Consider the following 18,191-nt stretch of genomic DNA (forward strand, 5'->3'; position numbering starts at 1 on the left):
GCGATGCGCAGAAGGTGTTGCCTTCGCGCGTCGCCCCGTCGCATCCCCACCCAACCGGTACGGTGGGAGGGAACGCAAAAGACGGCGGGAAGGCAACGTTGCCTTTCCGCCGTCTTTTCGTCAAAGACTACTTCTGTCGCTTACGTCCAATGACGATAGAGCACAGAGCGGTTGCAGCAGTCACAGTGTAGACTGCAGGCCACGCGCCAAGCTTCTTGGCGAGCGGATGAGCGGCGCCGAACGCGCCGAGGTAGAGAGCGGTGAGGAAGGTGGCACGGCCTGCGCCAGCCTTACGCTTCCAATTCTTGTAAGCCACGGCACCGCACAGTGCCAGGACAGCGCCACCGAGCGGGCGGATGCCGGTGCTAGATGCAACCTTGTAGCCACCGAGCAGACCGGTGACGGAGGCGAGAGTCGGGCAGAACTTCACGACGTACTCCTCTGTGAGATCGGACAGTTTCCACATTCATAGTACTCCACGACACACAGAATGTATATTCACCGCGGTTAATATTTCTGCGTTTCTTACGGACCGGGTACATCAAAGTGCCTGATCAGAAAAAGACTGGGGTACAAAAACCAGTACAAAAAGACCGGCACAAAAGGACCGGGGCGCAAGGACCGGGGCGCAAAGACCGGGGCGCGAACCCGTCAGGTTCACGCCCCGGCACTTGCCGCATGCGAGCTCACTTCATGCCGCATGCTCTAGAGCTTTAGAGAGCCAGCTCCAGCGCCTCCAGCTGCGCTTCGGTCCACAGCTCAGCAGCCAGCTGCAGCGCGTAACGAGCCGAACGAGGAGCCACCACATCCATGGAGAGGTGGAAGTCCTGGTCAGCCTCCGGGCCGCACAGATCAGACACGCAACGCACTCCGATAAACGGAATCTCGTAGTTGTGGCAGACCTGCGCAATAGCGGTGGTTTCCATGTCGGTGCTGATGGCGCCCTCGAATGCCTCGCGGGTGTCCTTCACGTTGTGGGCGGTTACGAAGGAGTTACCCGCCAGCATCTGGCCGCGGTGCACCTCCCACACGCTCTCAGCCTGCTCACGCACCGTCTCCAGTGCGGCGAGCGCATGCTCCAGGGCATCCTGCCACTCGTCCACCTGGCCGTCGTAGCTTTCGGGCATGCCCGGAACCTGGCCGCGCGCGTAACCGAACGCGGTCGCGTCGGCGTCAGTGTAGGTGTAGTTCTCGCCAATCAGCACGTCGCCCACGTTAATGCCGCGAGCCAAACCGCCGGCGGTACCTGCGCTGATGACGCCCAGGCAGTTCGAGGAGTAGCTGATCGCCTCGGTGACGGCACTCGCCGCGTTCACCAGACCGATCTTGGAGCGAACCAGCAGCAGCGGAACCTGGTCCTCGCCCACCTGCAGGTAGCGCGGGTGGAATACTGCGGCGCCCTCGGTGAAGGACGGCTGCAGCTCCTCGGTGGCCTTCAGGAAGGGTGCGAGCTCCTCGTCCATAGCCACCTGAATGATGATGGCGTTGGACATGCCGTCCATCAGCTCAAACATGCTGTTGAACGCCTCAGCCGGGTCGAAAGCGTTCGGGTCAAAGTCCACCGGGTTGAAGGCGGATGCGAAAGCGTCAGGAATCTGTGCGCTCATTACGCCATCACCTGCGCCCACTCATCGCGTGCCGCGAGGAACTCGCGAGCCGCAGCCTGCGCACCTTCGAGGGTGTGGTTGGCGCCCCAACCGCACTGCACCTCGTTCGCAGCCGGAACCTCGGTTGCGTTGAGGATATCGTTGAGGGTTGCTTCCAGGATGGGGAAGAAATCCTCGGGCTCCAGGCCCAGGGTCAGCGCGTAGAAACCGGTCTGGCAGCCCATCGGGGAGAAGTCAATCAGACGGTCGGTGTGGTTGCGCATGTGCTCGGCGCTCAGGTGCTCGATGGAGTGCACGGTCGGCATTTCCAGGTGCGCGGTGTTCGGCTGGGTGAAGCGGATATCGTACTTGATGAGGGTGTCGCCACCGGGCAGGACCTTGCGGTCTGCGATACGCACGTAGGGTGCTGCTACGGCGCGGTGGTCGAGGTTGAAGGATTCGACGTTCATTTTTTCCATGACTCTATCTTCTCTTAAAACGGGGACGACTAAAACAGGGGTGCCTCGCGGGAGGCGCAGGACGTCAAGGCGTGCGGGCACGCAAAAGCCCCGGCGGCAGATCCGAAAATCTTGCCGCCGGGGCTTCAAAGCCGTTAAAGGCAAAAGCTATGAGCGCAGGATGCTGCTCTTAGAAGTGGGGATGCTTCACTTCCGCCTGCACCGGGCACTCCGGCGGGCAGTAGTTCTTCGCGTCCTCAGCCAGCACCTCGCGGGTCTGCGCCACGTCATCGTTAATCTGCTCAATCAGCGCCTCAACACCGGTGTACGCCACCATGGGACGCAGACGCTTCACGAACTCAATCAGCACACGCTGACCGTACAGGTTGAAATCCTCCACGCGCTCTTTCGGACGGTCAATCACGTGCGCCTCAACCTGGCGGTGCTCAATACCGTCAAAGGTCGGGTTCGTACCCACCGAAATAGCGGAGGGGTGACGGTTACCGGATTCGTCCACCAGCCAGCCGGCGTACACACCGTCGGCGGGAATCAGGCCGCGCGCCTCAAGCTCAAGGTTCGCGGTCGGGAAGCCCAACTCGCGGCCGCGCGCCAGACCGTGCACGACCTCACCAGCCATCATGTGGTGGCGGCCCAGCAGCTCGGTTGCGGCGGGCATATCACCCTCCAGCAGCAGCTGGCGGATGCGGGTCGAGGAGCAGCGGGTGTTCTCATCCACCATCAGATCCTCAACGACCACGACCTCAAAGCCGTACTTCTCCCCCAGCTCACGCATAGTGTTCAGGTCGCCGGAATTGTTCTTACCAAAGCGCACGTCGTCACCAATGACCACGAAACGCGCGTTCAGCGCATCCACAAAGGTGGACTTCACGAACTCCTCGGGGGTCTGCGCAGCGAACTCCAGGTTGTAGTTCAGTAGCAGGTAGTCGTTCAGACCCAGCAGGCACATGAAGTAGCGGCGCGAGCCCTGACCCATAATGTCGTGGTGGGCCGCCTCGGGACGGTGCACCTGCATCGGGTGCGGGTCAAAAGAGACCGCGATAGAGCTCAAACCGTGCTCTTCAGCAAGGGAGACCACGCGCGAAATCACGCGGGCATGTCCACGGTGCACGCCGTCAAAATTGCCGATGGTCACGACCGAGGGGCCGTAGCCGGCGGGGACCTCGCTCAAAGCGGTGTAGAGGGTCACGGGCTCTCCTGAAAAAGATAAATGTACCTATCCATCCTAGACCACAGGCGGCAGGATGCAGAATTCAAAACGGGAATCAACAGGGAATGGAACGGCGCCCCTCGCAGGCGGTGCCTTCTCCCCCACTTTTGCGGATGCGGCGGGGTATCTAACACGCAACTGTGCAGCCTCAGCACCTGGAAAATCCATGCGCAGCACCCACCCATAAGAAAGCCCGGGCAGGCACCCCACCGTGCGGCAGGAACCTTCCCGGGCGTTACGACTACTTACGAGCCTGGTTACGAGAAGCCTTCAGCATCTCCTCGCGAATCTTATTGGACTTGTTAATCCAGCCGTACCACACCAGCAGGCACGGAGGAATCACAAGCTCAGTCACCATCAGCACGATCAGCGACCAGTGCGGGGTGCCGAAGAACGCCCACGACAGGATACGACCCACACCGCCCAGGAAAACCACCAGGCAGGAGAACACGAGCATGTTCACCCACTTGAACTTCAGGGCAATGAACACGAAGGACAGGCCCACACCCACATAGGCAGCCGCGAAGAACGCGTAGTTCGACTGCACCGAGGCGTTCGCAAAGTCCTGAGGCGCATCCGGAATGACGCGGACACCGCCCAGAACCTGCCACACACCGTACGCAATCATGAACAGACCGTACAGCGCCACCGCCGCGCGGAACGCCGCACGGTTCTGAGGCTTAGCCGCCTCCTCAAGGCTCTTGGGGCGGGCAAACGCCTCGCGGGTTGCCTTCTTCTCAGCCTTCTTATCGGCCTTCTGCGACGCCTTATCGCCGGACGCCGGTGCGGCTACGCGAACACCCTCGGGTGCCTTCGCCGCAGAAATAGGCTCAGCGTTCTTAGCACCGGCAGCCTTCGCGGCACCGCTCTGAGTAGCAGCCCCGGTTACGGTAGCTTCAGCCTGTGCAGACTCCACTCGGGGTACCGGCGCGGTACGAGGCTCACTCGCCTTCTTAGCAGAGCTCTGGTTCTCGCTCATCTTCTCTCCTTCAGCAGGGCCGGGCGGCACCCGCACGAGTAGTCATGTGTGTTCAGGGGTTGTTTACGTTAGCGTGTTGAATGAATAGGGGGCGCACATTCGGTAGGGCGCATATTCAATAGGCACTGGATCAATCAGGCTTGAGGAATCAGGCTTGAAGGAATCAGGTGTGGGCAGGCGCAAACGCCGAACCCTCTTCGCCCATCATAAGCCCTCAACGCCTAGTTGAAGGAACGATTCGCCTCAAAAACCAGCACCGGAGCGGCCTGCACCTTCCCGCGCTGCTTCTTATTCTCCAGAAGGGCAACCAGGGTACCGTCCGGGGCGAAGCCCGCCACAATACCCTCAACGCTGGCATGCTGCACCGCGCCGGACTCATCCGCGCTCGCGTGCACGGAACGCTTCACCACGGAACCGTCACCGCTGGGGCTAATACGACGACCGTAAGAAATGTCGCTCGCCTCCGCGGCAGAGAGCTCACGCGCACCAAAGATGCGGCGTGCCGCCTCCTCCAGGGGAAGCAGCGGCAAATCTTCCAGCGGTGCCTCGGACTCTTCACGGCGCTGCTTCAACTGCGCCAGATCGGCGGCATCCTCAAGCACCACCGCACCCACACGGGTACGGCGAAGAGCCGTCAGGTGGCCACCGGTGCCCAGAATTTTGCCCAGATCACGCGTCAAGGCACGAATATAGGTGCCCGAAGAGCACGAAACCGTCACCTTGCAGTCAATCACGGGAACCGAGGTTGCCGCGTGTTCGCCCTCGTTCTCGGGGTCCTCAATCACGTACTCGGCAAAACCAGGGTTGATGGAATGTACCGTGAACTCGCTAATCGTCACCGGACGCGCCGCCAACTCAACCTGCTCACCGCTACGCACACGCGCATACGAACGAACACCGTTAATCTTAATAGCAGACACCGCAGAAGGAACCTGCAGAATATCGCCGCTCAGCTGCGCCACAGCCTCCAGGATGCGCGCACGCATCTGCTCAGCGTCCAGACCGGTCAGCGCCTCGACGGCATCAGGATGCGCGGCGGTGTGCTCACCCTCGGCATCCTCAGTCAGCGTCTCAATGCCCAGGCGAATCGTCGCGTCATAGGTTTTATCCTGACCGACCAGGTAGGTCAGCAGCTTCGTTGCCTTATTGATGCCCAAAATCAGCACGCCGGTCGCGGCGGGATCCAGTGTACCGGCGTGACCGACCCGCCGGGTGCCAGCAATACGACGCATCTGAGAGACTGCGTCGTGGCTACTCATCCCGGCGGGCTTATCAATGACCATCAGGCCGGACGGGCCCTGAGGTTGCTTCTTCGCCACTTAGGCGTCCTCACCCTCGGCAGGCTCATCCTTCTTGTAGGGGTCAGCCTCACCAGCGTACTCGGCACCCTCGGCTGCAGCAGCCAGGGCGGCGTCGCGCTCGCGAGTCTCACGCAGAAGCGCCTCAATGTGGAAGGCGTTCTCGGGAACCTCATCAGCGACGAAAGTCAGGGTGGGGGTCAGGCGGGCTGTGATGTTCTTACCCACCTCGGCGCGCAGAATACCCTTAGCGGATTCCAGCGCCTTCTTGGTGTTTGCGGCGTCCTCTTCGGAGCCGAACACGGTGTAGTACAGGGTTGCGTGCTGCAGGTCGTTGGTCACGCGGGCATCGGTAATGGTCACAAAACCGAGGCGGGGATCCTTAACACGACGCTCCAGCGCCTTCGCCACAATTACCTTGATGCGGTCGGCAAGTCGTGCCGCGCGGGCTGCATCAGCCATGTGTTTCTCCTTGAAATATCGTGGCGCCTTCCGCGAACACTCGGGGTGTTACGGAGGCGTTCCAGGTAATGCGGAAGCGCCCGCCCCGCCAGCATCCGCCCCGCAGGCTCTAAGTTTTAGAAGCCTGCGGGTGCGGGAACACTAGCGGGTGACGGGCGCATCAGCGTGTGAGTCTTAGACACGCGGCTTTTCGCGCATCTCCCAAGTCTCGATAATGTCGCCTTCCTTGATGTCGTTGAAGGAGCCGAGGCCAATACCACACTCGAAACCTTCGCGAACCTCGGTAGCGTCGTCCTTGAAACGACGCAGCGACTCGATGGTGAGGTTGTCTGCCACCACGGAACCGTCGCGCACCAGGCGTGCCTTGGCGTTGCGCTTGATGATGCCGTTCTTGACGATTGAACCTGCGATGTTGCCCCACTTGGAGGAGCGGAAGACCTCACGGATCTCTGCGGAGCCGAGCTCCACTTCCTCGTACTCGGGCTTGAGCATACCCTTGACGGCCTGCTCAATTTCCTCAATCGCACGGTAGATGACCGAGTAGAACTTCATCTCGACGCCTTCGCGGTCGGCAAGTTCGGCAACGCGCTCTGCCGGGCGGACGTTGAAGCCGATGATGACCGCGTTGTCCACGGTAGCCAGGTTCACGTCGTTCTGGGTAATAGCACCCACACCGCGGTGGATGACGCGCAACTGAACCTCGTCGCCACCGGCGTCGATCTTCATCAGGGACTCTTCCAGTGCTTCCACAGCACCGGAGACGTCACCCTTAATGATCAGGTTCAGGGTGTCCATCTTGCCCTCAGCCACAGCGGCATCGAAGGACTCGAGGGTCACGCGCTTACGACGCTTAGCCAGCTGAGCGTTACGATCAGCAGCCTCACGCTTCTCAGCGATCTGACGAGCGGTACGCTCTTCCTCGGTGGAGAGGAAGGTGTCGCCTGCACGAGGAACGGTGGACAGACCCAGCACCTGAACGGGGCGGGACGGGCCAGCTTCCTTCACAGCCTGACCGTTCTCATCGAACATTGCACGAACGCGACCGTGAGCAACACCGGCAACGATAGCGTCACCGACGTGCAGGGTACCGGACTGAACCAGGACGGTGGAAACCGCACCGCGGCCCTTGTCCAGGTTTGCTTCAATAGCAACGCCGCGTGCTTCCTTGTTCGGGTTAGCGGTCAGTTCGAGCACGTCAGCGGTCAGGGTGACAGCCTCAAGCAGCTCGTCGATGTTGGTGCCGTTGCGAGCGGAGACGTCCACGAACATGGTGTCGCCACCGTACTCTTCGGGGATCAGACCGTACTCGGTGAGCTGGCCACGGATCTTCTCCGGGGACGCGCCTTCCTTATCGATCTTGTTCACAGCAACCACGATCGGCACGTTAGCTGCCTGTGCGTGGTTCAGCGCCTCAACGGTCTGGGGCATAACACCGTCATCCGCTGCGACCACGAGGATTGCCACGTCGGTGACCTTCGCACCACGGGCACGCATAGCGGTGAACGCCTCGTGACCGGGGGTATCGATGAAGGTAATCGCGCGGTCTTCACCCTCGACGGTGGTGTGGACCTGGTATGCACCAATGTGCTGGGTAATGCCGCCGGCCTCACCCTCAATGACGTTGGTGTTACGGATAGCGTCCAGCAGGCGGGTCTTACCGTGGTCAACGTGACCCATGACGGTAACAACCGGGGGACGAACCTCCAGGACGTCCTCGCCCTCAGCTTCTGCTTCGGCTTCGAGGTCGATGTCGAAGGACTCGAGCAGCTCGCGCTCCTCATCCTCCGGGGAAACGATCTTGATGACGTAACCCAGTTCGGCACCCAGCAGCTCGAAGGTCTCCTCGTCCAGGGACTGAGTCTGGGTAGCCATCTCGCCCAGGTGGAAGAGAACCGTAATCAGCGATGCCGGGTTTGCGCCAATCTTCTCAGCGAAGTCCATGATGGACGCGCCGCGGCGCAGACGAATCTCGGTCGAGCCGTCGCCGCGAGGAACAACCACGCCACCGGGTGCCGGTGCGTTCAGCTGCTCCTGCTCATGGCGGCGAGCTGCCTTGGACTTGCGGCCCTTACGCTTGGAGCCGCCGCGACCGAATGCACCCTGTGCATTGCCGCGACCGCCGGGGCCGGGACGACCCGGACCGCGGTTGAAGCCGCCGCCGGAACCGCCACCGCGACGTGCGCCGCCGCCACCGTTACCGCCGCCAGCGTTGGAACCGGACGCGCCGCCACCAACGTTGGAAACCTTGGGCATCATCGAGGGGTTCGGGCGTGCGCCGCCGCCACCAGCCGGACGGGGTGCACCGGGACGTGCGCCAGCTGCCGGGCGGGGACCACCGTTGCCACCGGGACGTGCGCCAGCTGCCGGACGGGGTGCACCGGGGCGGGGACCGCCGTTACCGCCGGGGCGTGCGCCACCGTTGCCACCGGGACGACCGTTACGTGCCGGACGGGGACCGCCGGAACGCTGGGAGTCGCCGCCGCCACGCTTCATACCCTGCTGGGATGCGAAGGGGTTGTTACCGGGGCGAGGACCGGGCTTGGGGCCGGGCTTCGGAGCGGCAGGCTTGGGAGCTGCCGGCTTCGGTGCAGCCTCGGGGCGTGCCATGCCCTGCTGGGATGCGAAGGGGTTGTTACCCGGGCGGGGGCCGCCGGGCTTGGGTGCTGCTGCCGGCTTTGCGGCGGGCTTAGCTGCTGCAGGCTTGGGAGCTGCGCTCTCAGCTGCGACAGGCTTAGCTGCAGGCTTAGGTGCCGGCTTAGCGGCAGGCTTTGCCGCTGCGGGCTTGGGGGCTGCCGCAGGCTTAGCGGCGGGCTTTGCTGCTGCGGGCTTGGGTGCCGGCTTAGCGGCAGGCTTAGCTGCCGACTCCGCGGGTGCTGCCTTTGCGGCAGGCTTAGCGGCTGCGGCGGGGAATTCCGCGCGCAGCTTCTTCAGAACCATGGGGTTCAGGGTGGAAGAGGAGCTCTTAACGAACTCGCCCATATCCTTAAGCTTGGCAATAACTTCCTTGGAAGGTACGCCTACTTCTTTAGCAAACTCGTGTACTCGAGGCTGAGCCAAATTTTCTCCATTCCCGGTCCGCACCGGGAATGGTGCGGACACTAATGTTTACGGGGTGCACGCCCGAAGGCGCGCCAATTCGTGAAATTGCCGGTGGGTGAGCACGAAAGGGTACTCATTTCGCGGCACTCATTAGATATCCATCAGTTTTCTGACTCGCTTTCAGATAAGAAGTCGTCAAACTCGTTGACTTACAGAGGGCATATACCCGAAAAGCGTCTATGAGGGGGTCGAGTCCGCAATAACGGCTCGAATCTGCTCACAGCACGCCTGCAGCTGGGCTGCAGGGACCGCTTTTTTGAAGGCGCGCGCCAGACCGTTCTTTTTCTGCAGAGCGGCTACGCACTTTTCGCTCGGATGGATCCAAGCGCCTCGTCCGGGCATAGTTCCCGCCGTATCGGGCTGATAGGGCGGGGTGTCCGCCTGCTCGGTAGCAGACGTGACGGGTGTGCGGGCGATGCGCAGCAGGTTGCGCTGTTCATCGCGGGCACGGCATCCGATGCAGGTGCGGACCGGTCCTTCAAACGCTTCGGAGGTTGCGGTGAGGTCGTGATTGTTCATGGTCCTCTCCCCTCTCTAGCGTGTGTAGAACCGCGTTCGCAGTACATTCGTGATGCTTCATCCGGTGTATGCGAGGGCGCGTTAAAGCGCCCGGTTACACACCGGCACATCTTAATAGTGTATCCCGTTTTTAAGAATCATGGGCAAAACTGTGACGCAGGCGCAAGAACACCGGGCACGTACCTGCCCGATATCTTGCGCCTGCATCAAAAGGATATGCCGCGGGATACGCCCCTCACCGGGGCTAATGCTTATTCAGCGTCCTGTGCGGACTCTTCTGCAGCTTCTTCAATTGCCTTCTCAGCTGCAGCTTCCTCAGCCAAGCTACGAGCCACGCGAGCCGCAACCTCTTCCTCAGCACGAACCTGAGCGTACTTGGACTCGGAGAGAATATCGATACGCCAGCCGGTCAGCTTCGCCGCCAGACGTGCGTTCTGACCCTCACGACCGATAGCCAGGGACAGCTGATCGTCCGGGACCACGGCACGAGCGGAGTACTCGCGCGGGTTCGCGATAATGACCTCGGTAACCTTAGCCGGGGACAGCGCCGCAGCAATGAAGGTTGCCGGGTCGGTCGAGTAGTCGACAATATCAATCTTCTCGTCGTTCAGCTCGGCAGCAACCGCACGCACGCGGGCACCCATATCGCCGATGCACGCACCTTTAGCGTTAATGGTCGGGTTCTTCGCGGACACCGCAATCTTGGAGCGGTGACCAGCTTCACGGGCGATGGAGTTAATAGCAACCAGGCCCTCAGAAATCTCGGGAACCTCGTGCTCGAACAGGCGCAGAACCAGGTTCGGGTGCGAACGAGAAACCACAATCGAGGGGCCCTTGGGGCCGCGGCGAGCCTCAACCAGGTAGGCGCGCAGGCGGGAGCCGTGCGGGTACTTCTCGCCCGGAACCTGCTCGTTGCTGGGCAGAACAGCTTCAACGGTGCCCAGGTCAACCTGAACCATACGCGGGTTGTTGCCCTGCTGGATCACGCCGGACACCAGGGTGCCCTCACGGTCCTTGAACTCACCCAGAACGGATGCGTCCTCAGCGTCACGCAGACGCTGCGAAAGCACCTGACGGACGGTTGCGGCAGCGATACGGCCAAAGTTGTTCGGGGTATCGTCGAACTCGTCAATCTTCTGGTTATCCTCATCAAGCTCAGGAGCCAGAATGACGAACTCGCCGGTGGTGCGGTCGATGACGGCACGAGAACCCTTAATGGCGCCGGGCTGCTTCATGTACGCGAGCAGCAGGGCGTTCTCAACCAGGGTGAAGAGCTCCTCCATGACGAGAGAGCGCTGCTTCGCCAATGCGCGCAGTGCGCCCAGGTCAATAGTTTTAATATCCTCCACGCTTTTCAGCCTTTCCCAGTTAGCACGGCGCCGGGACGCTCAATGCGCCCCGGCTCCCGAACGGTATATACCTGGCACGGAACACCCCGTGCCTGAAGCTTTAATAACTCTATTCTACCGGCTCAACGGACGAATTGAAGTCAATCTCGACGTGAGCAGAAGCAATATTTTCCCACGGGAGCAAGCTCGGCTCGTGGTACGACTCCTTCTGGCCCTTCTTCGTGTTCTTCTTACGAGCCAGCACCGGACCCTCATCCTGCACCTCGTGCAGACGCGCCAGGTACTCGGTGCCGTCGGGTGCGGTGACCGCAATCAGGCGAGTGCGGGCACGCTCCCAGTGGCGGCGCTCGGTCAGGGCGCGGGTAGCACCCGGCGAGGACACCTCCAGCTCGTAGGGGAAGAACTCGTCGTTTTCATCCGCACGATCCAGGGCACTCGAAATCGCACCGGAAATCTCCGCGAGGGAATCCAGCGACAGCGAATCGGTACGCTCAGCGGTGTAGTCCACCGTAATCTTCACGGTACGGTTCGCCGCCGGGCCCGAAATCTTCAGGCCCTCCAGCACCAGCGAGAACTCGGAGATGACCGGGGCAATCGCCTCGGCAACTTCTTCCTCACGGATCGCGCGGGTACCCACGCGCACCGGTGCCTCCACCACGGGCTCGCTCTCAACGCGAGTGCGGGGAGCGTTCACACCATTCGCCACGCGGGATGCGGCACGGCGAGCGCGCGCATTCGGGGCGCTCTTCTTAGAGCCAGAACGCTTCGGCTTATATGCCATAGTTCTCTTCTTTCATTCTTCCGCCGCCTACCCTGCCCTACCTCCTGGGAGGCGGGGCAGGTGGCGACGGTTTTACGTCTTTGCGGGCTAGTGGCGCACCTTAGGCGCCGCGCACCTCAGCGATGACCTCAGCCACCGCGTTCTCGACGGACACCTCGCGAGCCTCACCGCTGCGGCGGTCCTTCAGCTCCAGCACGCCGTCCTTGAAGCCGCGACCAATCACCAGGATGGTGGGCACGCCCAGCAGCTCGGCGTCGCCGAACTTCACGCCGGGGCTGGTCTTCGGGCGGTCATCCAGCATGACCTGCAGACCGGCGGATTCCAGGGATGCGCTGAGCTCTTCAGCGTACTCGTGGGATGCTGCGTCCTTGCCGGTGATGACGATGTGCACGTCTGCCGGTGCCAGGTTACGCGGCCAGATCAGGCCCTTCTCGTCGTGGTTGCCCTCGGCGATAGCAGCCAGTGCGCGGGTCACGCCCACGCCGTAGGAGCCCATGGTCACGGTCTGCAGCTTACCGTTCTGGTCCAGAACCTTCAGACCCAGTGCCTCAGCATACTTGCGGCCCAGGGCGAAGATGTGACCCATCTCGATGCCGCGGGCTGCCACCAGTTCGCCGGAGCCGTCCGGTGCCGGGTCGCCTTCGCGCACCTCGCACGCCTCAATGACGCCGTCGGCGGTGAAGTCGCGGCCGAAGACCAGGTTCGCCACGTGCTTGCCCTCTTCGTTTGCGCCGGTCACCCAGCGGGTACCGCGCACCACGCGGGGGTCAACGAAGAAGGGAATGCCGGTTGCGGAAGCTACCGCATCCTCGTCCTCGGTGTGCGCACCGAACAGGGGCGCATCCAGGCTCAGGCCGGGGCCAATGTAGCCCTTGACCAGCTGGGGGTATGCCTTCAGGTCCTCTTCGCTGGCTGCCTCAACCTCAACCTCGCCGCCGATGCCTAGCAGGGCGCCGATGTTGACCTCAACGCGGCCCAGGTCCACGGCCCGGTCACCGGGAACGCCCACGGCGAAGACCTTACGCTCACCGGAGGGGGTGATGACGGTGCCGAGGAAGCACTTGAGGGTCTGCGAAGCTTCCAGGGTGCCGCCGGTCACCTCGGAGTGCAGTTCGTTCATGCGCTCCACCAGGGTCTCAATGGTGGCGGAGTCGGGGGTGTCCACGACGATTGCCGCCGGGGTGTCCTCGGTGATTTCGATTTCCTCGGGAACCACGGTGGTCACGGCCTCAACGTTTGCCGCGTAGCCGCCCGCGGAACGCACGAAGGTGTCCTCACCGATGGGGGTCGGGTGCAGGAACTCTTCACTGCGGGAGCCGCCCATTGCGCCGGACTGTGCGGTCACAATGACAATCTCCAGGCCCAGGCGCTCGAAGATGCGCTGGTATGCGGCGCGGTGCGCCATGTACGCCTCGTTCAGGCCCTCATCGTCAATGTTGAAGGAGTAGGAGTCCTTCATGACGAACTCGCGGCCGCGCAGCAGACCCGCGCGGGGGCGCGCCTCATCGCGGTACTTGGTCTGAATCTGGTACAGGTAAACCGGAAGGTCCTTGTAGGAGGAGTACAGGTCCTTGACCAGCAGGGTGAACATTTCCTCGTGGGTGGGTGCCAGCAGCATGTCGGCACCCTTGCGGTCCTTGAGGCGGAAGAGGTTATCGCCGTATTCGTCCCAGCGGTTGGTTGCCTCGTAGGGCTCGCGGGGCAGCAGTGCGGGGAAGTGAACTTCCTGCGCGCCGATGGCGTCCATCTCTTCGCGGATGATGTTCTCGACCTTGCGCAGTACCTTCAGGCCCAGGGGCAGCCAGGTGTACACGCCCGGGGCTGCGCGGCGGATGTAACCGGCGCGAACCAGCAGCTTGTGGCTGGCGACCTCAGCGTCTACGGGGTCCTCGCGCAGAGTGCGCACGAAGAGGTTGGAAAGGCGAAGTACCACGATTCTCCTTGAAAGGTCGATAGGTTTAGGTAGGGTGCCCACGGCTCACCGGGTAAGCCACGAAAAAGGCACAGTCGTCTTTAATTTTATAGCGTTTTAGGGTTCGGCGTGTTTAGCGCTCAAAAATGATGGTCGAGAACTGCCCAATCTGCTCCCAACCGGTCCCCCGGTACATGGCAAGAGCGCGGGCGTTGTAGTCGTTCACGTACAGACTCAAATGCGGGTAGTGGCGTTGCAGAATCTGCGCGGCGGCAGCGAAGAACGGCTTAGCCAGCCCGTAGCCGCGGTAGTCCGGGTGCAGCCACACGCCCTGCACCTGCGCGGCGTCCAGGTTCACGATGCCGGCATCCGCCTTGAAGATGACGCGCCCGTTCACATCGGTGACAATGGCGCTGCGCTGACCGGCAATGAGCGTGCGCAGGCGCGCCGCGTAGCCCTCCCCGTAGCGGGCAATCGGGTCGAAGCCGACCTCCTCGGTGAACATGGCGGCCGCGGCGGGCAGAAGCTCCCCCAGGTCCGCGGAGGTGGCAAGGCGCGCATACCCGGCAGCCTCACCGCTGAGTTGGACAGCACCGGCGGGACTCTCCCCCGGCTTGAGGGGCTCGGGTTTGATGGGCACGGGTTTGAGAGGCGCGGGCAGGTGCGCCGGCAGCTCAGGAAGCTCCACGGCGTAGAAGCGGGCGAGGTCCTTCTCCGGCGGCAGATACAGCAGCGGCTGATTGGGACGCTCCGACAGAACCCGCGCACGGTGATCGCAACCGTCACCCAGGCTCGGCTGCAGCATCTGCAGTAGCGGGCTCTTATCGCCGCGAGTCTGCTCGCACAGCTCCTGCATGCGCGTCCACAGAGGCATCACGAAGGCGCTCTCACCGAACATGGAATCCAGGCGAGAACCCACCTGCAGTAGCAGCTGAGCCAGCGCGTCACGATGCGCGAGCGCCGTAGCATCCAGAGCGGGGGCATCCGCCGCTTCAGCAACGTGAGAGTCGGCGCCATGAGAATCCGCATCGTGTTCAGCGTGTTCAACGGCGGCGTGTTCAACCGCGGCACCGCACAGCCGCACCGGCACCACATTCGAACCCAACAAAAGCACACAGCACAACTGCCCATCGCGCTCACAGCCCACAAAACCCTGATAGTAGTGCAGCGGAATACGCGGGGACCTCACCGGAAGAGGGCACGCCAAATAATGCTCAATGGAGTACAGATTCGGGACCGGGTCACTGAACAGGACCTCCTCCAGCTCATCGCACCACCGAGCATCCAGAGCAAAAACGTGTTCCTTCACGCGATCAGGCATAGGGGAAGAATCCATCGACGAAACAGCAACAGACGAAACAGCAACACGCCGGGCACGATGAGCCTTACGGCGGCGAGAAAAAAGAGTGAACATGACCTGGTGAGTGATAGAGAATGAGCGGCAAAAAAATAAGTGAAACCACGGGGACACGCACCCCCGAAAAAGCGACCGGATCCTGCGGCCACAACCAGCAGCGGCAAGCACCAAGCCTGCCACCACCATAACCGGACATAACCGGAAAAGCGCGGAGGCGCCCTCACCAGGGCGCCTCCGCGCACAAAAGCTAACTAGCTCACCGAAACAGCCGGGGAACCCTCGGGAACATACTCGCCCGAAGCCTCCATCTCAGCAGCAATACGGGTAGCCTCTTCAATCAGAGTCTCAACGATCTGATCCTCAGGCACAGTCTTAATGACCTCACCCTTCACGAAAATCTGGCCCTTACCGTTACCGGACGCCACACCCAGGTCAGCCTCACGAGCCTCACCCGGACCGTTCACCACGCAACCCATCACGGCAACACGCAGCGGAACCTTCATGTGCTCCAGGCCCTTAGTCACGTTCTCGGCAAGCTCCCACACGTTCACCTGCGCACGACCACAGGACGGGCAAGAAACAATATCCAGCTTGCGGGGGCGAAGGTTCAGCGACTCCAGGATCTTGGTGCCCACCTTCACCTCCTCAACCGGAGGAGCGGACAGCGACACGCGAATAGTATCGCCAATACCCTGAGACAGCAGAGTACCGAACGCCACCGAGCTCTTAATAGTGCCCTGGAACGCCGGACCAGCCTCAGTCACACCCAAGTGCAGGGGCCAGTCACCGCGCTCAGCCAGCTGACGGTACGCCTCCACCATCACCACAGGGTCATTGTGCTTCACAGAAATCTTGAAATCACGGAAACCGTGCTCCTCAAAGAGCGAAGCCTCCCACACAGCAGACTCAACCAGAGCCTCCGGAGTAGCCTTACCGTACTTCTCCAGCAGACGCTTATCCAGCGAACCAGCATTCACACCAATGCGCAGAGAAACGCCGTGGTCCGAAGCCATCTGAGCGATTTCCTTCACCTGGTCATCGAACTTACGGATATTACCCGGGTTCACACGCACAGCACCGCAACCAGCCTGAATAGCCGCATACACGTACTTCGGCTGGAAGTGAATATCAGCAATCACCGGAATACGGGACTGCTTCGCAATAATGGGCAGAGCCTCCGCATCCTTATCAGTCGGGCACGCCACACGCACAATATCGCAACCGGCAGCGGTCAACTCAGCAATCTGCTGCAGAGTCGCACCAATGTCGTGGGTCTTAGTGGTCGTCATCGACTGCACCGAAATCGGAGATTCAGAACCAACACCGACAGAACCCACCTTAAACTGGCGAGTCTTACGACGCGGGGACAGAACCGCGGGAGCGGGCTTCGGCATACCAAGGCTGACCGACAAGGTTTTCCTCCATACATGGGTTATGAAGGACGTACGACGCATCCTTCGTTCAACTTTTTATTGTGCCACTGACGCGAAAGAAAGCACTAATACGGGTACCCTTACCGCGTGCAACAACACACTAAAACAGGGTGATGGGCTTAACAATATCCGCCACAATCAGAATGACAGACATCACAATAAACGCGCCCGCCACCACATACGTCAACGGCAACAACTTCACCGGATCAAACGGACCCGGATCCTTACGCCCAGTCAAACGCGCAAAGAAACGACGCACACCCTCCCAGAGCGCACCCAACACGTGGCCACCATCCAGAGGCAGAAGCGGAATCAGGTTAAACGCAAAAAGCATCAAATTCATATTCGCCACCAGCGAGACCAACATCGCAGCCTTCGCCTTCACATCAATACGATCAGTAGCCGTCACCTCACCGGCAATACGACTCACACCAACCACAGACACAGGCGACTCGGCGCTACGCTCACCACCGGTCACCAGGGTCACCACCAGATCCCATACGCGCTGCGGCAACGACAACATCGACGAACCCACACGCGAAAGCGTATCGCCCACCATCGCAGGCACCTCAGTAATAGAACCAGGCACCAACTCACTCGACGGCGACACACCCACAAAACCGCCGCGAGTCGTCGCAATCGAACCATCCGCAGCACGCGCATACTGGCCCTTACCATCAGAAACCGGGCGGATCATCTCAACCGGAGTCACCGACAAATCCAGACGCTGACCATTACGCTCCACCGTCAAAGTACTCGGGCGAGAACCCGCCGCACGAATCGCCGAAGACACAGCCTCCCACGAACCCGTCGACGCACCATTCACAGCAACCACACGGTCACCCACCTGCACACCAGCAGCCTTTGCAGGCGACGGAGTGGACTTATCCGTACACTCGCCATAGCTAATCGAATCATGAGTGACATTCACGCTCGGCACGCACTCAGACACCGCCGACACCTTATTCGTCACCTGCGCCGTACCAAAACCACAAATCAGCACAGCAGTACACACCACACCAATCAGCAGGTTCATGGTCGGGCCACCCAGCATAATCACCATGCGCTTGAGCACCGGCAACTTATAGAACAGGCGGTCCTCATCACCGGGTTTCATGCGCTCAGCATCCGCCGCACGCGCCTCCTCAGCCAAGGACGCAAACGGGCTAGTACTGCCCGAATGGCCCTCCTCATGGTGCTCCTTCACCTCAGCAGGGCTCGGCGGGTACATGCCAATCATCGAAATGTAACCGCCCAACGGGATCGCCTTGAAACCGTACTCAGTCTCGCCGCGGCGGAAAGAGAACACGGTCTTACCGAAGCCAATCATGTACTGCGGGACGCGCACATTAAACAGCTTCGCGGGCACCAGATGCCCCACCTCGTGCAGGGCAATCGAGACGGCAATAGCGATTGCCATGAGGATAATGCCCACAGCGTACAGCAGGATTTCCACGCTTTTTCTCGTTTCGGTTCGGGGATACGAAGCTTCTAGGATACTCGCTTAGCCTGTGAAGGCACCCTCCCCCGCTTTCTGGAGGGGCTGGATGGGGACGATAAAAGGGGCGGTGTTCGTCCTCGTTCCTACAGGGGCACCCGCCCTCGCTTCGCTTCGGGCACCCTGATGTCACTTTCGGACGACACCGCCCCTCCACGCACGCTAGGCTACCGGAGGTGGCGCGCCGTGTTTTCCGCCAAGCGCCCTCAGGGTGTCACACGGACGCTCTCCG

The 18,191-nt window shown here is 61.4% G+C and carries 15 protein-coding genes; all 15 read right to left on the bottom strand.

The genetic code is table 11. The annotated features are described in order from the left end of the window. Nucleotides 1–127: 127 nt before the first annotated feature. The 15 genes from HMPREF2879_RS05380 to HMPREF2879_RS05450 all read right to left on the bottom strand — a co-directional run bounded on the left by HMPREF2879_RS05380 (nucleotide 128) and on the right by HMPREF2879_RS05450 (nucleotide 17,917). Complete coding sequence (locus HMPREF2879_RS05380; RefSeq protein WP_070507722.1) at nucleotides 128–466, bottom strand: hypothetical protein; 339 nt, start codon at nucleotides 464–466, stop codon at nucleotides 128–130. A 247-nt stretch (nucleotides 467–713) separates the two neighbouring features. Then, on the bottom strand, nucleotides 714–1,607 hold the full coding sequence (gene mtnN, locus HMPREF2879_RS05385) for a 5'-methylthioadenosine/S-adenosylhomocysteine nucleosidase (RefSeq protein ID WP_070634977.1): 894 nt from the start codon (nucleotides 1,605–1,607) through the stop codon (nucleotides 714–716). Continuing rightward, nucleotides 1,607–2,065 carry an S-ribosylhomocysteine lyase gene (locus HMPREF2879_RS05390; RefSeq protein WP_005507905.1) on the bottom strand — a complete coding sequence of 153 codons (459 nt, stop codon included), beginning with the start codon at nucleotides 2,063–2,065 and terminating at the stop codon, nucleotides 1,607–1,609. The genes mtnN and HMPREF2879_RS05390 overlap by 1 nt, the downstream gene beginning before the upstream one ends. 169 nt (nucleotides 2,066–2,234) lie before the next feature. Continuing rightward, a complete protein-coding gene (locus HMPREF2879_RS05395) occupies nucleotides 2,235–3,251 on the bottom strand; it encodes a bifunctional riboflavin kinase/FAD synthetase (protein ID WP_070634978.1) in 1,017 nt (338 codons plus the stop codon). Nucleotides 3,252–3,513: 262 nt separating this feature from the next. Beyond that, on the bottom strand, nucleotides 3,514–4,251 hold the full coding sequence (locus tag HMPREF2879_RS05400) for a DUF4345 domain-containing protein (protein WP_070634979.1): 738 nt from the start codon (nucleotides 4,249–4,251) through the stop codon (nucleotides 3,514–3,516). Nucleotides 4,252–4,472: 221 nt separating this feature from the next. After that, complete coding sequence (gene truB, locus HMPREF2879_RS05405; RefSeq protein WP_070616845.1) at nucleotides 4,473–5,570, bottom strand: tRNA pseudouridine(55) synthase TruB; 1,098 nt, start codon at nucleotides 5,568–5,570, stop codon at nucleotides 4,473–4,475. Beyond that, entirely contained in the window at nucleotides 5,571–6,011 is a 441-nt protein-coding gene (gene rbfA, locus HMPREF2879_RS05410) for a 30S ribosome-binding factor RbfA (protein WP_005507090.1), read from the bottom strand. A gap of 174 nt (nucleotides 6,012–6,185) precedes the next feature. Beyond that, nucleotides 6,186–9,068, bottom strand: a complete 2,883-nt coding sequence (gene infB / locus HMPREF2879_RS05415; RefSeq protein ID WP_070634980.1) for a translation initiation factor IF-2 — start codon at nucleotides 9,066–9,068, stop codon at nucleotides 6,186–6,188. 219 nt (nucleotides 9,069–9,287) lie between these two features. After that, entirely contained in the window at nucleotides 9,288–9,629 is a 342-nt protein-coding gene (locus HMPREF2879_RS05420) for a YlxR family protein (protein WP_070634981.1), read from the bottom strand. 251 nt (nucleotides 9,630–9,880) lie between these two features. Then, complete coding sequence (nusA, locus tag HMPREF2879_RS05425; protein WP_070634982.1) at nucleotides 9,881–10,978, bottom strand: transcription termination factor NusA; 1,098 nt, start codon at nucleotides 10,976–10,978, stop codon at nucleotides 9,881–9,883. 109 nt (nucleotides 10,979–11,087) lie between these two features. Then, nucleotides 11,088–11,759 (bottom strand): ribosome maturation factor RimP, encoded by a 672-nt coding sequence (gene rimP, locus HMPREF2879_RS05430; RefSeq protein WP_070634983.1) that lies wholly within the window; start codon nucleotides 11,757–11,759, stop codon nucleotides 11,088–11,090. Nucleotides 11,760–11,859: 100 nt separating this feature from the next. After that, a complete protein-coding gene (locus HMPREF2879_RS05435) occupies nucleotides 11,860–13,692 on the bottom strand; it encodes a proline--tRNA ligase (RefSeq protein ID WP_070594113.1) in 1,833 nt (610 codons plus the stop codon). 112 nt (nucleotides 13,693–13,804) lie between these two features. Further along, on the bottom strand, nucleotides 13,805–15,085 hold the full coding sequence (locus tag HMPREF2879_RS05440) for a GNAT family N-acetyltransferase (protein ID WP_246822910.1): 1,281 nt from the start codon (nucleotides 15,083–15,085) through the stop codon (nucleotides 13,805–13,807). A 194-nt stretch (nucleotides 15,086–15,279) separates the two neighbouring features. Beyond that, entirely contained in the window at nucleotides 15,280–16,422 is a 1,143-nt protein-coding gene (gene ispG, locus HMPREF2879_RS05445) for a flavodoxin-dependent (E)-4-hydroxy-3-methylbut-2-enyl-diphosphate synthase (protein WP_044142245.1), read from the bottom strand. A 139-nt stretch (nucleotides 16,423–16,561) separates the two neighbouring features. After that, nucleotides 16,562–17,917 carry a M50 family metallopeptidase gene (locus HMPREF2879_RS05450; protein ID WP_070634985.1) on the bottom strand — a complete coding sequence of 452 codons (1,356 nt, stop codon included), beginning with the start codon at nucleotides 17,915–17,917 and terminating at the stop codon, nucleotides 16,562–16,564. Nucleotides 17,918–18,191: the final 274 nt, after the last annotated feature.

It is taken from the genome of Rothia sp. HMSC069C04 (assembly GCF_001812895.1).
Classification (GTDB): domain Bacteria; phylum Actinomycetota; class Actinomycetes; order Actinomycetales; family Micrococcaceae; genus Rothia.

Bases quoted from the DNA above. Each gene is read 5' to 3' on its own strand.
- HMPREF2879_RS05380 (WP_070507722.1), bottom strand. From the start codon at position 466: ATGTGGAAACTGTCCGATCTCACAGAGGAGTACGTCGTGAAGTTCTGC.
- mtnN (WP_070634977.1), bottom strand. From the start codon at position 1,607: ATGAGCGCACAGATTCCTGACGCTTTCGCATCCGCCTTCAACCCGGTG.
- HMPREF2879_RS05390 (WP_005507905.1), bottom strand. From the start codon at position 2,065: ATGGAAAAAATGAACGTCGAATCCTTCAACCTCGACCACCGCGCCGTA.
- HMPREF2879_RS05400 (WP_070634979.1), bottom strand. From the start codon at position 4,251: ATGAGCGAGAACCAGAGCTCTGCTAAGAAGGCGAGTGAGCCTCGTACC.
- rbfA (WP_005507090.1), bottom strand. From the start codon at position 6,011: ATGGCTGATGCAGCCCGCGCGGCACGACTTGCCGACCGCATCAAGGTA.
- HMPREF2879_RS05420 (WP_070634981.1), bottom strand. From the start codon at position 9,629: ATGAACAATCACGACCTCACCGCAACCTCCGAAGCGTTTGAAGGACCG.
- rimP (WP_070634983.1), bottom strand. From the start codon at position 11,759: ATGGCATATAAGCCGAAGCGTTCTGGCTCTAAGAAGAGCGCCCCGAAT.
- HMPREF2879_RS05440 (WP_246822910.1), bottom strand. From the start codon at position 15,085: ATGTTCACTCTTTTTTCTCGCCGCCGTAAGGCTCATCGTGCCCGGCGT.
- ispG (WP_044142245.1), bottom strand. From the start codon at position 16,422: ATGCCGAAGCCCGCTCCCGCGGTTCTGTCCCCGCGTCGTAAGACTCGC.